The following is a 15478-nucleotide window of genomic DNA, read 5'->3' as shown; positions in this document are numbered from 1 at the left end:
CCCCGTGACAGGGCTGCCCGGCCCGCGGCCGCCCGTGACGGAGCTCCCCGCCGACGACGTGTTCACCACGCTGGAGACGTCGCGACGCGGGCTGTCGAGGACCCAGGCCGAGGACCGCCTGAGAACGCACGGGGGCAACGAACTGCCCCGCGCCGCGCCCCGGGCCGTGTGGCGGCAGCTGGCGGCGCAGTTCACCGACCTCTTCGCGGTGATGCTGCTCGCCGCCTCCGGCATCACCTTCCTCGCGTACGTCCTCGAGGAACCACGGGACGCGGGCACCCTCACCCTCGCGCTGGCGATCCTGGGAGTCGTGGGGCTGAACGCAGCCATCGGCTTCGCGCAGGAGTACTCGGCGGAACGCACGGCCCAGGCGCTGGAGGCCATGGTCCCCCACACCTGCCGGGTGCTGCGTGACGGTGAGCTGCTGGAGCTTCCGGCACGGGACGTGGTGCCGGGCGACCTGGTCGTGCTGGAGGCCGGCGACGCCGTGCCGGCGGACTGCCGGGTGGTCGAGGCGCACGAGCTCGCCGTGAACAACGCACCGCTGACGGGGGAGAGCAACGCCGTGGGACGCACCGCCGACCCCGTGGCGGCGGGCCCGCCGCTGGAGGCCCGCAACTGCGTCTTCATGGGCACCGACGTGGTCACCGGATCCGGCAGGGCCGTGGTGTTCGCCACCGGCGCGGAGACCCAGTTCGGCCGGATCTACCGGCTGGCCGCCGCCGCCCCTCGGCAGAAGACCCCGCTGCAGCTCCAGGTCGCCTCCATGGCCCGCCGGGTGGCCGGGGCCGCCCTGGCCGTCGGCGCCCTGCTGTTCGCCGTGCGGCTCCCCACCGGGGCGCCCGTCGTGGACCTCTTCGTGTTCGCGCTCGGTGTCATGGTGGCGATGGTGCCGGAAGGGCTGCCCGCCACCCTCTCGGTGTCCCTGTCGATCGGGGTGCGGCGGATGGCCCGCCGCCACGCCCTGGTCAAGCAGCTGCTGGCGGTGGAGGCGCTCGGATCGACCACGGTGGTGTGCACCGACAAGACCGGAACCCTCACCCAGGCGGAGATGACCGTCACGGAGGTGTGGGAGGCAGGCCGCTCGCACCCCGTGAGCGGAGTCGGGTACGAACCCCGGGGCGAGGTCACCGACCCCGTCCCGGTGCGGGAACTGCTGCGGGTGGCGGCCCTGTGCTGCGACGCCCGGCTGGTTCCGCCCGCCCGCCCCGGGGAGCGCCGGCGGGTGCTCGGCGACACCACCGAGGGAGCCCTCCTCGTCGCCGCGGCCAAGGCAGGCCTGGACATGCGGGCGGAGGAAGCCACCGCGCCGCGCGTCACGGAGTTCCCCTTCGACTCGGACCGCAAGCTCATGACCACGGTCCACCGGAGGGGCGCGGGCCACGAGGCATGCGTCAAGGGAGCGCCCGGACCGGTGCTGGCCCGGTGCACCGGAATCCAGCAGGACGGGCGCCGTGAGCCGCTGACGGACACGGGACGTGCGGCGGTGGCCGCGGCCGGCGACGAATTGGCGGCCCGGGGGCTTCGCGTGCTGGCCGTCGCCCGGCGGGATCTGGACGGTCCGCACCCGCAGCGGACCGAGGCGGAATCGGAACTGACCCTCCTCGGGCTGGTCGGCATGCAGGATCCCCCGCGCCCGGAGGTCACCGACGCCGTCACCGCCTGCCGCAGGGCCGGCATCCGCGTCGTCATGGTCACCGGAGACCACCCGCTCACCGGGGAGGCCGTGGCGCGCCGCGTGGGACTTGTCCGGAAACCGCACCCGGTCGTCGTGACCGGGGCGCAACTCGACGCGATGGACGACGACGTGCTCGACGCGCTGCTCGCCTCGCCGTCGGAGCTGCTGCTGTGCCGGGTCAGCCCCGAACACAAGATGCGCGTGGTGACCGCCTTCCAGCGGCGGGGAGAGGTGGTCGCGGTCACGGGGGACGGGGCGAACGACGCCCCGGCGCTCAAACACGCCGACATCGGCGTGGCCATGGGCGCGTCCGGCACCGACGTCGCCCGGGAAGCGGCCGCCATGGTGCTGCTGGACGACTCGTTCGCCTCCATCGCCACCGCGGTCCGCCTCGGACGAACGGTGTACCAGAACATCCGCAAATTCCTCGTCTACCTGTTCAGCCACAACGTCGGGGAACTCGTCCCGATCCTGGCCGCGACCTTCGCCGGATTCCCGCTCGTCCCCATCAACGCGGTCCAGATCCTCGCCATCGACCTGGGATCCGATGTCCTGCCCGCCCTCGCACTGGGAGCCGAACCACCCGAACCCGACGTCATGGACCGGCCGCCGCGGTCCCGGCACGAACGGCTGTTCTCCGCCTCGGTCGTAGGACGGATCCTGTTCCTCGGCGGCGTCCAGGCGCTCTGCGTGAGCGTCGTGTTCTTCTGGCACATCAGCTCCTCGGGCATTCCCTTCGACGACTTCACCGAGGACACCCGCGCCTATCAGGAGGCGATCACCATGGTCCAGGCCGGCATCGTGCTGAGCCAGTTCTTCAACGCGCTCACCGTGCGCAGCGACCGGCGCAGCGTCCTGGCCGTCGGCCTCACCAGCAACCCGGCCCTGCTCGCGGCCGGCGGGGTCGGCATCGCCCTCATGGCCGCGATCAGCTACCTCCCGCCCCTGCAGACGGTCTTCAACACCGCGCCGCTCGACGCCGCCCACTGGGCCCTCCTCACCGGCCTCGGCACCGTGCCCCTGCTCGCAGACGAGGCCCGCAAGGCATGGCTGCGACGGCACCACCGTCCGGAAGGAGGTGCGCGATGAAAGTGATCGTCGTGGGCTGCGGACGGGTCGGATCCGCCCTCGCCGGCCTGCTCGCCGCGGAAGGTCACGACGTGGACGTCGTCGACCGGTACGCACGCGCGGCCCGGAACCTGCCAGGCCGTCCACGCATCCGTTTCCACGAGGGCAACGGCTACAGCCGCCCGGTGCTCGAGGACGCCGCGATCGGACACGCCGACGCCTTCGTCGCCGCCACTTCGAGCGACACCGGCAACGTCGTCGCCGCGCGCATCGCCAAGGAGACCTACCGGGTACCCGTCGTCCTGGCCCGCGCCTGCGACCCCCGGCGCTCCGGCATCTACCACGACGTCGGAGTCCCCACCGTCGCCGGCGTCCGCTGGTCGGTGCACCAGATGCACCGTATGCTGCTGCACCGCCATCTGAGCCCGGAGCTCAGCTTCGGCAACGGGGAGACCTTGCTCGTCCGGTCGGACCTGCCCGGCTACCTGGTCGGCCGCCGGCTCTCCACCTTCGAGGTGGACGGCGAGATCCGCGTCGTCGAGGTCACCCGGCAGGGCCGCTCCCTCATCCCCACCCATGGCACACCCGCACACGCCGACGACCTGGTGACCTTCGCGGTCACCGCCTCCGCGCTGGGCAGGCTGCGGGCCTTCCTGGACAAGGAGCTGGGGACGTGAACGTGCTCATCGCCGGCGCCGGACGCCTAGGCACGCAGATCGCGCAGGTGCTCACCGCGGCTCGCAACAAGGTCGTGCTGATCGACAGCGACGACGATCACGTGGCCGCCCTCAAGCGCCGCCTCCCCAGCGTGCGGCTGATCACCGGGGACGCGTGCGACCCGGCGCTGCTGGAGCGGGCCGGTGCCCTGACCGCCGACCTCGTGGTCGCGACCACCGGTGACGACGCGGACAACCTCGCCGTCAGCCTGCTCGCCAAACGGAGGTTCTCGGTGTCCCGCGTGGCCGCACGGGTCAACGAGGCCGACGATGCCTGGCTGTTCGACGCCCGGTGGGGCGTCGACGTCGTGCTGCCCGCCGCCACTCCGCTGATCTCGTTGATCGAGGAAGCCACCGGAACGACCGACACGGTGGCCCTGCTGCGGCTGAGCAAGGCCGGAGTCGAGGTCGTCGAAACCGCCATCACCCCGCGGTCCAGGGCGGCGGGCCGGACCCTGGGCGACATCGCGCTGCCCGAAGGGACGGTCGTCGCGACCGTCGTCCGCGACGGCCGGCCCACCGTGCCGCACCCGCAGGTGCGTCTGCGGGCCGGGGACGAGATCCTGCTCGTGTCGCACTCCGCCACGGAACACGAGATCCACGCGGCGTTCCAGTGAGACCACAGCAGGTCCCGGCGTACCGTCAGTTCCTCTCACCGCTGACGCAGCGCGACCTTCAGCGCCCCCGACTCCGTGCCCTTCGAGAACACCTCGTACGCCTCCACCGCCCGTTCCAGCTCGAAGAAGTGGGTGAGCAGCGGGGACACCCGCAGGCGTCCGAACCTCAGCAGCTCCAGCAGCCAGGGCGTCGAGGAGGTGTCGACCTGGCCGGTGCTGATCGTCACGTTCTTTCGCCACAGCGACTCGAGATGCAGCGTGGTGGACCGGCCAGGCGTGCCGATGACGGCGATGTGGCCGCCGGTGCGGACGGCGCGCGTGCACAGCACGAACCCGTCCGGCTCGCCCGACGCCTCGACCACCACGTCGGCGCCCGGCCCCTCGTACAGCTCGGCGATCATCCGCCCCGGCACCTCGGCCGCGTCGGCGCCCATGCGGACCGCCGCCTCCAGCCGGGCCGTGGACAGGTCCACCGCGACGACCCGGCGCGGCGAGTAGAGCCGCGCGATCGCCACCGTGGCGAGACCGACGGGCCCCGCGCCCACCACGACCACGGTGTCCCCGGGGCCGACCTCGCCGTTGCGCACCCCCACCTCGTACGCGGTGGGGAGGACCTCTGCGAGCAGGACCGCCTCGTCGGGCGGCGGGGAGAACGCCAGGCGGTGCGTCGAGTGATCGGCGAACGGCACCCGCACGTATTCGGCCTGGGTGCCGTGGATCAGATGGCCCAGGATCCAGCCGCCGCCCCCGCGGCACTGCCCGAACAGGCGGTCGCGGCACGGCCGGCAGCGTCCGCAGGCCGACACGGACGAGACGATGACCCGGTTGCCCGGGTGCAGCCGCCGCACGTCGTCGCCCGTCGCGACCACCTCGCCGACCGCCTCGTGGCCGAGGACCGTGCCCGCCGGCACCTCGGCCAGGTCCCCGCGCAGGATGTGCAGGTCGGTGCCGCAGACCGTCGTGGTCCCGACACGCACGACGGCGTCACCGGGATCCTCGATCACGGGATCCGCGACGGTGTCCCAGGAGATGCGTCCGGGACCGTGGTAGACGAGGGCTCGCATGGTCTTCCACTCCCTGACGGCGCGGCCGCCCCTGTCCACCGTCGCCCGGGACGAACCTCCGGGCAAGCGGGGACACGGGCCGCGCCCTCACACGTCGACGGCATCGGCACGGCAGGGCGCCGCCGTCAGCCGGGCTCCATGTAGGGGCGCCGGAACACCGGCGCCTGCGCGGTGCCCCACGGGCTTACGGCGGCCAGGGCCCGCTCGACCGCGGCGCCCAGCGGACCGTCGGTGTCGACCGGCACGGCCTCCGGCCAGGGAGCTTCGGCGGCCCGCATCGCGTCGGCCACGGAGGCGTCCGCGTCGGAGGGCCCCGACGTCCGCGTGTCGAGCCGGGCCGCCGCCACCTCGCCCGGCACACGGCAGCGCAGCGCGACCAGATCGGCGCCCGCCTGCTCGGCGACGCGGTGCGCGGCCTCCCGCTGGGCCGTGTCGGACCAGGTGGCGTCCAGGACGACGGACTCCCCGGCGGACAGCAGTGCCCGCGCGCGGTCGAGGAGCGTCGCGTACGTTTTCGCCGTCCACTCCGGCGTGTAGATCCCCTCGCGGTACCCGGCCGCCGCGGACTGCTCCGCCGGGATGCCCGCGAGTTCCTTGCGGACCCGGTCGCTGCTGAGCAGGGTGACCCCCAGCCGGTCGGCCAGCGCCCCCGCCAGGGTCGACTTGCCGCTGCCCGGCAGCCCGCCGACCAGCGTCAGACCGACGTCCGCGGTCCGCAGGTGCCGCAGCGTCGTGGAGACCAGCCGGCGGAACGCCGCCTCCGCACCCGGCGCGCCCTGACGGGCCTGGATGAGGGACACCTTGGCGCGGACGAACGCGCGGTAGGCGACGTAGTGGTGCCGCAGCGAGGACGGCGCCGGATCGCCGGAGAACTCGCCGTACCGCGCGAGGAACCACGCCGCCGCCTCGGGCGCGCCGAGCTGCTCCAGGTCCATGGCGAGGAACGCGGCGTCGTCCAGGCCGTCGACATGGCGCAGACGGTCGTCGAACTCCAGGCAGTCGAGCAGACGCGGTCCGTCGTCGAGGCAGAAGACGTCCTCGGCGAGCAGATCGCCGTGGCCGTCGACCACCCGGCCCTGCGCGATGCGTGCCTCGAACAGCGGCTCGCGGCCCGCCAGATAGCGACGTACGAGCCGCTCCACCTCCGGCACCTCGTCCGGCAGACCACCGTCCCCGGCCAGCTCCCGCACCTGCCGGAAGCTGTCCTCCCAGCGGGAGGCGAGCGCGTCCCGGGTGCCCTGCTCGTCCACCTCAGGGCCTCTGGGCGCCTGCGCGTGCCAGGCCGCGAGCTGCCGGGCGACGGACCGCAGGACGTCGTCGACGTACGCCCCCTCCCGCACCAGGCGGGACAGACGCCGCTGCGCGGGCATCCGGCGCATCACCACGAGCGGCTCCGGATCCCGGGCGCCGGGCTCGCGCAGCTCACCCAGCCCGAGATAGACGTCGGGGGAGAAGCGGCGGTTGAGCTCCACCTCCCGCTCGCACGCCGTCCGGCGCGCCGGCACCGTCGTGTAGTCCAGGAAGCCCAGGTCGACGGGCTTCTTCAGCTTGTAGACGCGGTCCCCCGCGAAGAACAGGACCGCGGTGTGCGTCTCGCACACCTCCGCACGGGGGCGGTCCGGCCCGGTGGTGACGATCGACCACATGACGGTACCCTCCGGCTCGTTCGGCTGGCAGGCGGACGGAAGGCCGCCGGATCGCCGCGTCCAGGTCACCGGTCCCGCGCGCCTCACCGGCACGCGTAACGCCCTCCACTTCGAGGAGACCGCGACCCGGCCCCCGCCGCCTACGGGCCTCTCGGCCTCCGCGCCCCGCCGACCGGGGACGGCGAGGCACCCGGTCCGGGGACCTTCGGCCCTGTGCCGCGTACGCCCACTTCCCTCAAGCTGGGAGGAGGACGAGGGGGGACCGGCCGGCGATCTGCTGGAGGCGAGTCATGAGCGCACGCGATCCGCGTCCGTCCGGACCGCCGCCGTCGCATCCGGACCGCACACCCGGGCCGGCGCACCCGCTGCGGCGTCCGGCCGACCGGCTCGAGTCCTGGTTCAGCTGCTTCCTGCTGCTGGTCCTCGCCCTGGGCCTGCCCGCCGCAGCCCTATGCGCGGGACAGTACGCCTACCAGTCCGGGCTGCGCACCGTGCAGACCCAGTCGGCCGAGCGGCACCAGGTGGACGCCACGGTGCGCTCGGTCGACGAGAACGTCGGCGCCACGGCGAAGGAACACGCGCGGATCCGCTGGACCGACGACGACGGAACCGTGCGGACGGGCAGCACCCCGGTGAAGCCCGACACGAGGGAAGGCTCCACCGTGCGGGTGTGGGTGACCCGCGACGGCGACGTCACCGGGCCCCCGATGACCCGCAACCAGGCCGTCACCACCGGCTGGTTCGCGGGCGGCGCGGCGGCGGCCGGCGTGGGCGCCGCGGTGTACGTGGCGCACGTGGGCGCACGCCACGCCCTGGACCGCAGGCGGTACGCCCAGTGGGACGCCGAGTGGGAGCAGGTCGAACCCCTGTGGGCGGGCCGCTTCCACCGGTGACACGAGAGCGGCCGGGGCCGGCGGAAGACCGGCCGGACCCGGCGGAAGAGGCGATGCACATGTCCGACGCCAAGACCACCGACCTGTACGAGGTCACGATGGCCATGTCCTACCTGCGGGAGGGCATGACCGCACCCGCCACGTTCAGCCTCTTCGCCCGCGACCTGCCGCCCGGACGCGGCTTCCTGGTCGCGGCGGGACTGGAGTCCGCCCTCGACCACCTCTCCGGCCTGCTCGTCGGCCCCGAAGACGTGGAGGCGTTCGCCGACGCGCTGCACCGGCCGCTGCGCGACCTCCAGCCCCTGCTGGGCCTGGAGTTCACCGGCGACGTACGGGCCGTCCCCGAGGGGCGGGTCGTCCTGGCCGGGGAGCCCCTCCTGGAGGTGACCGCGCCCCTGCCCGAGGCGCAGCTCGTCGAGACGTACGTGCTCAACCAGCTCAACCACCAGACCACCCTCGCGTCCAAGGCCACGCGCTGCGTCCTCGCCGCGGCCGGGCATCCGGTGGTCGACTTCTCGCTGCGCCGCACCCACGGCACCCGGTCCGCGTTCGAGGCGGCGCGCGCGGGCGCCATGGCCGGCTTCGCCGGCACCAGCAACGTGGCCGCCGCCACCGCACTCGGCATCCCCGCCGTCGGCACGATGGCCCACTCCTACATCGAGGCGTTCCCCACCGAGGAGGACGCCTTCCGCGCCTTCGCTCGCGCCCACCCGGGCCCGGTGACCTTCCTGGTGGACACCTACGACACCGAGGAGGGCGTGCGCACCGCGGCACGCGTCCTGCGGGACCTCGGCCCCGCGGTGTACGACGCCGGTTCGGCGGTTCGGCTCGACAGCGGCGACCTCGGCGCCCTCGCACGACGCGCCCGGGCCCTGCTCGACGACGCGGACCTGCCCGGCGTACGGATCACCGCGAGCGGAGGCCTGGACGAGTACGCGGTCGAGGAACTCGTCGGCTCCGGCGCCCCGATCGACACCTACGCCGTCGGCACCCGTGTCGGCGTGTCGGCCGACGCCCCCTACCTGGACACCGCCTACAAGATGGTCGAGTACGACGGCCGTCCGGTGATGAAACTGTCGTCCGCGAAGGTCACGGCGCCCGCACCCAAGCAGGTGTTCCGCGGCCCCGGATGCGCCGACGTGATCGCCCTGGCCGGCGAACCGGCACCCGACGGCACACAACCCCTGCTGGAGACCGTGATGCGCGACGGACGGCGCACCGGCCCCCGCGCCACGCTCGCCGCATGCCGCGACCGGCTCTCCGCCGACCTGGCCGTGCTGCCGCCGCAGGCCCGCCGGATCAGGCAACCCGTCGCCCCCCGCGCGACGGTCTCCGGGCAGCTCGGCGACCTCACGGCGCGCGTCCGGCGCGAGCTGGAGGAACGGACCACGGCGGCCGCCGGCCTGGTGTGACGCGCACGGGCCCACGCGACCCGCCCGCGTGTGTCACGGCCGTACACCGGCCGCGCGATGCGACGGGGAACCGCCCGTGGCACGTTGGAGACAGGACCACTCCGGGAAGAGGGGCAGCGCCCATGCACGCTCACCTCGGCGACCGGCTCGTCGTCGAAAGTCCGACCACCGGCGTCGTCAGGCGCGACGGCGAGATCGTCGGGCTGCACCACGAGGACGGAACACCCCCGTACGACGTGCGCTGGTCGGACACGGACGACGTGACGCTCGTGTTCCCCGGCCCCGACGCGCACATCCAGCACCTGGAAACGGAAGGCGACGAGACGGCCTCCGGGACGGACGCCGCCGAACAGAACGCCGCCGCACCCGGCACCCCCAACCCCGGCGACATCGGCCGCCGCGTGGCCGGGGAACGCCGCCGGCGCGGCCTCAGCCGTGAGGAGACCGCGCGCCGCGCCCGCATCTCGCCCCAGTACCTGGCGTACATCGAGGAACAGCCCGCCGAACCGACCACAGCGACCCTCCTCGCCCTGGCCGGCGCGCTCGGCACCACCGCCGCCGCGCTCCGCGGGGGAGGCGTCGACCGGCCGCCCGGCCAGGGCCACGCCCTGCTGCACCCGCGGCTGGACGACCTGGACGACGATGAGTGCCGGCGGCTGCTGTCCACGCACGGCGTGGGACGCGTCGCCGTGACGGCGCCCGACGGACACCCCGCGGTCGTCCCGGTCAACTACGAGGTCGTGGACGGCGCGATCGTCTTCCGCACCAGGCCCGGCTCCCTCCCCGCCGCGGCGGCCGGGAACGAGGTCGCCTTCCAGGTCGACCACGTCGACGAGGCGATGAGCCGAGGCTGGAGCGTCCTCGCCGTCGGCCCCGCGACCACCGTCACCGACCCCGACGCCGTGCGGAACCTCGCGCGGCACGCCCACACCGAACCGTGGGCGGGCGGGACGCGAGACGAGTGGGTGTCCGTCAGGCCGACGCGGCTCACCGGCAAGCGCATCACTCCGGCCGGTGGGCCGGTTCACCGGTGAGCCGCGGTTCGACGTCCACGACGCCCTCCACGGCCCGCGCGAGCCGCACGGCGAGGGAGATGAGCGAGGTGTCCCGGATGTGCCCCTCCCAGGGTGACGACCCCATCCGTGACGTGCACGCGGGTGCCGTGGTTCAGGGCCGGGAACAGGTACGACACCACGGTGCGGGGGACCTCCTCCTCGATCTCCTCGTCCGGACGCAGGAACACCTTCAGCAGGTCCGCGCGGCTCACCATCCCCCGCAGCCTGCCGCGTTCGTCGACCACCGGCAGCCGCTTCACCCGCCGCACCGCCATGACCCGGGCCGCCTGCGCCGGCGTGGCGTCCGGGCGGACGGTGACCGCCGGGGCGCTCATCAGGTCCCCCGCCGTCACACCCCCGGCTTCGCCACGTCGTCCAGGCTCCGGCCCTGCTCCACGAGGCCCGGGGCGCTGTCGCGGAACTCCTCCTTCGGCAGCAGGTCGGCCTCGGAGACGACGCCGACGACATGCTCCTCCTTGTCGAGGACCGGCATCGCGCCGGCCTTCCACCGCCGCATGGTCCGCACGATCTCCTTGAACGAGGCGTCGCGTCCCACGGCGACGACCGTCCGGGTCATCACGTCGCTGACGGTGTGCGGGGTGCCGGGCACCGCGATCCTCCTCGGGCCGGCGCGCCTGCCTGCGGCCGTTCACCTCCACGATCGCCCGGAAACGCAGCCGTGCAACCCAGGAAGGCGGTGCTGACCGTGAAGCTCCCTCTGGTCGTGGGCGTCGACGGTTCCGGCTCCAGCCTGGAGGCGGTCGACTGGGCCGTGGACGAGGCCGCGCGGCTCGGACTGCCCCTGCGGATCGTCCACGCGTCGCTGTGGGAACGGTACGAGACCCGCGTGCCGTCCTTCGCCACCGGCCGCCCCGCCGAGGAGGTCATGGCCGACACCATCGTGGCGGCCGGAGCCGAACGCGCCCGCCTGCGCCGCCGGGACCTGGACGTGACGGCCGGCGTCGTGAACGAGGACGCGGTGTCGGCGCTCCTGCACGCGGCCCGCGAGGCCTCCGCCCTGGTCACGGGCTCCCGCGGACGCGGCGGCGTCGCGGGGATGCTGCTCGGCTCGGTGAGCCTCACGGTGGCCGCCCGTGCCGTCTGCCCGGTGATCGTGGTGCGCGGCGAGAAACGGAACCGCCAGGGCGGGTACGGCCGTGTCGTGGTGGGCGTCGCCGACCCCACACAGAGCTCGGCCGCCGTACGGTTCGCCCTCCGCGAGGCCGAGGCGCGCGGCTGCGACCTGGACGCCGTACGGGCCTGGCGCCGCCCGGCCCACGAGCACGTCGACCACCCGCTGATCGTCGACGACGCCGCAGGCGTACGCGAGGAACACGCCCTCGCGCTGCTCACCGACGCGCTCGCCGAGGCGGTCCGCGAGCATCCCGGGACCGACGTGAACCGGCGGACGGTCGAAGGTCCCGCCCACCATGTGCTCCAGGAGGCCTCCACCCACGCCGACCTGCTGGTCGTGGGGGCGCGGCGGCGCCACGGCCACCTGGGGCTGCAGCTCGGCCGGGTGGCCCACGCGCTGCTGCACCACGCCGCGTGCCCGGTGGCCGTTGTCCCCCAACGGAGCTGACCGGCAACGGTGCTGCCGCGCGCCCCGTACAACCGTGAGAGGACAGCATGTCGGAGTGGACCTGGGAGTACGAGGGGTACGTCCCGGGCGGGGAACGGCTGCGGGAGTCGCTCTGCACGCTCGGCAACGGGTGCTTCGCCACCCGGGGCGCCGTGCCCGAGAGCCGGGCGGGCCTGCTGCACTACCCCGGCACCTACGCCGCCGGTGTGTACAACCGCCTCGAGTCCACCGTCGCGGGACGCCAGGTGGTCAACGAGGACATGGTGAACCTCCCCAACTGGCTGCCGCTGCGCTTCCGTCCGCGCTTCCCCGACGGGGCGACGGGCCCCTGGTTCTCCCCGGACACCCGGCACCTGCTCGGCCACCGGCACACCCTGGACCTGCGCCGGGCCGTCCTCACCCGCAGATTCCGCTACCAGGCGCACGGGGCGGGCGTGCTGGAGGTGGAGCAGGTCCGCTTGGTGCACATGGTGGACCCGCACCTCGCCGCGTTGCGGACCGTCGTCACGGCCGAGGACTGGACCGGGGAGATCGAGGTGGAGTCGGCCCTCGACGGCGACGTCACCAACAGCAACGTCCGCCGCTACCGGTCGCTGGCCCGCCACCACCTGGTCCGCATGCACTCCGGCGCCTCCGCGCCGGACACGGCCTGGCTGAACTGCCGCACCAGCGCCTCCGACATCGGCATCGCCATGGCCGCCCGCACGGTCACCTCCGAACCGGCCACGACGTCGGAGATCCGTTCCTCCCACCGCGGGGTCGTGCACCGGCTGGTCGTGCCGGTCGGCCCCGGCCGGCCCGCCGTCGTCGACAAGACGGTGGCCCTGCACACTTCCCGCGACCGGGCGATCGCCGACCCCCTCGGCGCCGCGCTCGACCGCGTGGCCGCGGCCGACGACCTCCCGGCGCTCCTCGCCTCGCACACCACGGCGTGGGCGCGCCTGTGGCGCGGCGCCGACATCCGCGTGCCGGGCGAGGCGGGCCGCATCCTGCGACTGCACCTGTTCCACGTTCTGCAGACGCTGTCGCCCAACACCGCCGACCTGGACGTGGGGGTACCCGCACGGGGTCTGCACGGGGAGGCGTACCGGGGGCACGTCTTCTGGGACGAGCTCTTCGTCCTGCCGTACCTCAACCTGCACTTCCCGGAGGTCTCGCGGGCCCTGCTCGACTACCGTCACCGCCGCCTGCCGAGAGCCTGCCGGGCCGCCCGCGCGGCGGGCCGCAGCGGGGCCATGTACCCGTGGCAGTCCGGCAGCGACGGCCGTGAGGAAACCCAGCAGCTGCACCTCAACCCGCGCTCCGGCCGCTGGCTGCCCGACCACTCCCACCTCCAGCACCATGTGGGCTCGGCGATCGCCTACAACGTGTGGCAGTACTGCGAGGCCACCGGCGACACCGAGTACCTGCACACCAAGGGCGCCGAGATGCTGCTGCAGATCGCCCGCTTCTGGGCGGACGGCGCCGAGTACGACCCCGGCACCGGCCGCTACCGCATCCGGGGCGTGGTCGGCCCCGACGAGTACCACGACCGCTACCCGGACGCCGACCGCCCCGGCCTGGACGACAACACGTACACCAACGTCACCGCCGCCTGGGTGCTGTGCCGGGCGCTGGACCTGGTGCGGCGCGTCCCGGCCTGGCGGCGCGAGGAACTCTTCGAACGCATAGGCCTGGACGCCGGTGAACTCCCCGAGTGGGAGGAGGTCTCCCGCAAACTGCGCGTGCCGTTCCACCAGGGTGTCATCAGCCAGTTCGACGGCTACGGCGACCTCGCCGAGCTGGACTGGGACGCCTACCGCGCCCGCTATCCCGGCATCCGGCGTCTCGACCGCATCCTCGAGGCCGAGGGCGACTCCGTGAACCGCTACCAGGCGTCCAAGCAGGCCGACGTCCTGATGCTCGGCCATCTCTTCTCACCCGCCGAACTGCACGGCCTGTTCGAGCGGTTGGGCTATGACCTCGACGACGCGACGTGGCGCAGGACCGTCGACCACTACCTGCGGCGCACCAGCCACGGCTCCACCCTCAGCGGCCTCGTCCACGGCCTCGTCCTCGCCCGCGCCCGACGGGCCGACGCATGGCGCTACGTCCGTGAGGCACTGGAGGCCGACATCGCCGACATCCAGGGCGGCACCACGGGCGAGGGCATCCACCTCGGCGCCATGGCGGGCACCCTCGACCTGGTGCAGCGGGGGCTGACCGGCCTGGAGACCCGCGAGGACGCCCTCCACCTCGACCCGGTCCCGCTGCCCGCCCTGTCGGAGTACAGCTTCTCCCTGCGCTACCGCGGCCACTGGGGCATCGGCGTGCGCCGCCGCGAGGGGGAGATCGAGATCGAGGTGCCGGAATCGGAGGAGTCACCGATCCGCGTGGTCCTGGCCGGGCGCACGGTGACGGTGGCACCGGGGGAGACCCGGACCCTCAGCGAAGACGCGGGGGAGTCTCAGACCTGAACGGTGGCACCGGGCTCAAGGTGCTCGACCGGGATGCCGGTCAGCCCGTTCTCGCCGAGCAGACGGGCGGTGGACTGCCGGCCCAGCTCGCTGAGCATGAGTTCGTGGATCTCGACGACACGCTCGGGCTTGACGGCGCGGACGTAGTCGGCCGCCTCACCGAGCTTCGTCCAGGGACCGCTGGTCGGCAGCAGCAGGGTGCGCACGGGGGCGTCGGGCACGCAGTAGGCGTCGCCGGGATGGTGGACGGCGCCGTCGTCCAGGAGGTAGCCGACGTTGTGGGGGCACGGGATGTCGGGGTGGATCCGCGCGTGCAGGTGGCCGTGCACGCCGACGGTGACGGACCCGACGCGGAAGGTGTCACCCGCGGCGACGACGTGCACGCGCCCGTCATGGCTGCCGAGGGCGGCCGCGACGGCGGCGGTGCCGTAGACGTGCAGGCCGGGCCGCGCTTCCAGGGCGGCGGCGACGACCTGTGCGTCGAAGTGGTCGAAGTGTTCATGGGTGATCAGCACGGCGTCGGCCTGGGCTACGGCTTCGGCCGCGTCCGGCGTGAACGTGCCGGGGTCGACGACCAGACGGGTGCCGTCCTTCTCGAGGGAGACGCAGGCATGGGCGTGCTTGGTGAGTTTCACGGTGGGGCCTTCCGGACCGTCGTCGGCACATATCTACAACCAGACTGTACAACTCGATTGACATAAACAGGTAAAGTGACGGTCATGGACGACAAACATCTGGCCGAGGAACTCCGCCTGACCATCGGCCACCTCGTACGCACGGTGCGCGCCGCCGACACGATGCCGCCAGGCGAGTCCGCCGTCCTCGGCTACCTGGACCGCGCCGGCCCCATGACCACCGCCGAGATCGCACAGCAGCGCGGAGTCACCCACCAGTCGGCCGCCAAGACCGTCAAGGACCTCCTGGCCCAGAACCTCGTACGGACCGAGGCCCACCCCGGCGACGGCCGCAAGCTGCTGCTCCACCTCACGCAGGCGGGCCGAGACCGTCTGGCCGAAGAACGCCGACGGCGCGCCGACTGGCTCGGCGCCGCGATCAACGACGTCCTCGACGCCGACGAACGCAGGACGCTCGAAGCGGCGCTGCCCCTGCTGTCACGCCTGAGCACGCACCTCCACGGCAAGTAGCCCGCGGGGTTCCCGACCGCCGCCCCTCCTGCGGACGTGCGCACCCCTGCGCCGTCGCGGACAGTGGAAGACAGGAAAGGAGCACTCCGAGGAAGTCGCGAGCGGCGTATGTCGCGAGCGGCCGGCCCGAAGGGATGCCGTGCCGC

General features: G+C 73.5%; 12 protein-coding genes and 1 pseudogene. 9 read left to right on the top strand and 4 right to left on the bottom strand.

Features of this window, described 5'->3' with window-relative positions:
* Positions 1-4: 4 nt before the first annotated feature.
* The 3 genes from AY578_RS00260 to AY578_RS00250 are packed head-to-tail and all read left to right on the top strand — an operon-like array spanning position 5 to position 4079.
* Positions 5-2767: a cation-translocating P-type ATPase gene (locus AY578_RS00260; RefSeq protein WP_258901517.1), complete on the top strand. Its 2763-nt coding sequence runs from the start codon at positions 5-7 to the stop codon at positions 2765-2767.
* On the top strand, positions 2764-3423 hold the full coding sequence (locus AY578_RS00255; protein ID WP_028958926.1) for a potassium channel family protein: 660 nt from the start codon (positions 2764-2766) through the stop codon (positions 3421-3423). Before AY578_RS00260 ends, AY578_RS00255 begins: the two co-directional genes overlap by 4 nt.
* Positions 3420-4079, top strand: a complete 660-nt coding sequence (locus AY578_RS00250) for a potassium channel family protein (protein WP_028958927.1) — start codon at positions 3420-3422, stop codon at positions 4077-4079. Before AY578_RS00255 ends, AY578_RS00250 begins: the two co-directional genes overlap by 4 nt.
* A gap of 35 nt (positions 4080-4114) precedes the next feature.
* Here the strand turns inward: AY578_RS00250 and AY578_RS00245 are convergent, their stop codons facing one another.
* Complete coding sequence (locus tag AY578_RS00245; protein WP_028958928.1) at positions 4115-5143, bottom strand: alcohol dehydrogenase catalytic domain-containing protein; 1029 nt, start codon at positions 5141-5143, stop codon at positions 4115-4117.
* Positions 5144-5268: 125 nt separating this feature from the next.
* Positions 5269-6789, bottom strand: coding sequence for a bifunctional aminoglycoside phosphotransferase/ATP-binding protein (locus AY578_RS00240; protein ID WP_258901514.1), 1521 nt, complete (start codon positions 6787-6789; stop codon positions 5269-5271).
* Between the two features lie 290 nt (positions 6790-7079).
* Between AY578_RS00240 and AY578_RS00235 the strand changes: the two genes are divergently transcribed.
* From AY578_RS00235 to AY578_RS00225, 3 genes are all read left to right on the top strand, one after another.
* Complete coding sequence (locus AY578_RS00235) at positions 7080-7682, top strand: Rv1733c family protein (RefSeq protein WP_161107542.1); 603 nt, start codon at positions 7080-7082, stop codon at positions 7680-7682.
* A 59-nt stretch (positions 7683-7741) separates the two neighbouring features.
* Positions 7742-9094 (top strand): nicotinate phosphoribosyltransferase, encoded by a 1353-nt coding sequence (locus AY578_RS00230; protein ID WP_258901512.1) that lies wholly within the window; start codon positions 7742-7744, stop codon positions 9092-9094.
* A gap of 122 nt (positions 9095-9216) precedes the next feature.
* Positions 9217-10128, top strand: coding sequence for a pyridoxamine 5'-phosphate oxidase family protein (locus AY578_RS00225; RefSeq protein WP_258901511.1), 912 nt, complete (start codon positions 9217-9219; stop codon positions 10126-10128).
* Here AY578_RS00225 and AY578_RS00220 read toward each other — a convergent pair.
* Positions 10097-10759: pseudogene (locus AY578_RS00220) on the bottom strand (CBS domain-containing protein). The gene AY578_RS00225 and the pseudogene AY578_RS00220 sit on opposite strands and share 32 nt — an antisense overlap.
* A gap of 96 nt (positions 10760-10855) precedes the next feature.
* On the opposite strand from AY578_RS00220, the gene AY578_RS00215 reads away from it, so the two are divergent.
* Positions 10856-11731 carry a universal stress protein gene (locus AY578_RS00215; protein ID WP_026243541.1) on the top strand — a complete coding sequence of 292 codons (876 nt, stop codon included), beginning with the start codon at positions 10856-10858 and terminating at the stop codon, positions 11729-11731.
* Positions 11732-11778: 47 nt separating this feature from the next.
* Complete coding sequence (locus AY578_RS00210) at positions 11779-14187, top strand: glycoside hydrolase family 65 protein (protein ID WP_028958932.1); 2409 nt, start codon at positions 11779-11781, stop codon at positions 14185-14187.
* Here the strand turns inward: AY578_RS00210 and AY578_RS00205 are convergent.
* The gene (locus tag AY578_RS00205) at positions 14178-14822 is read right to left on the bottom strand and encodes an MBL fold metallo-hydrolase (RefSeq protein WP_258901510.1); all 645 of its coding nucleotides are present in this window, start codon (positions 14820-14822) and stop codon (positions 14178-14180) included. The two genes, AY578_RS00210 and AY578_RS00205, sit on opposite strands and share 10 nt — an antisense overlap.
* An 84-nt stretch (positions 14823-14906) precedes the next feature.
* Here AY578_RS00205 and AY578_RS00200 point away from each other — a divergent pair, with 84 nt between their 5' ends.
* Positions 14907-15332, top strand: coding sequence for a MarR family winged helix-turn-helix transcriptional regulator (locus AY578_RS00200; RefSeq protein WP_019522996.1), 426 nt, complete (start codon positions 14907-14909; stop codon positions 15330-15332).
* Positions 15333-15478: the final 146 nt, after the last annotated feature.

It is taken from the genome of Streptomyces thermocarboxydus, assembly GCF_024760485.1.
In the GTDB taxonomy this organism is placed as follows: Bacteria; Actinomycetota; Actinomycetes; order Streptomycetales; family Streptomycetaceae; genus Streptomyces; species Streptomyces cellulosae.
This window is presented reverse-complemented; position numbering and strand designations above follow the sequence as displayed.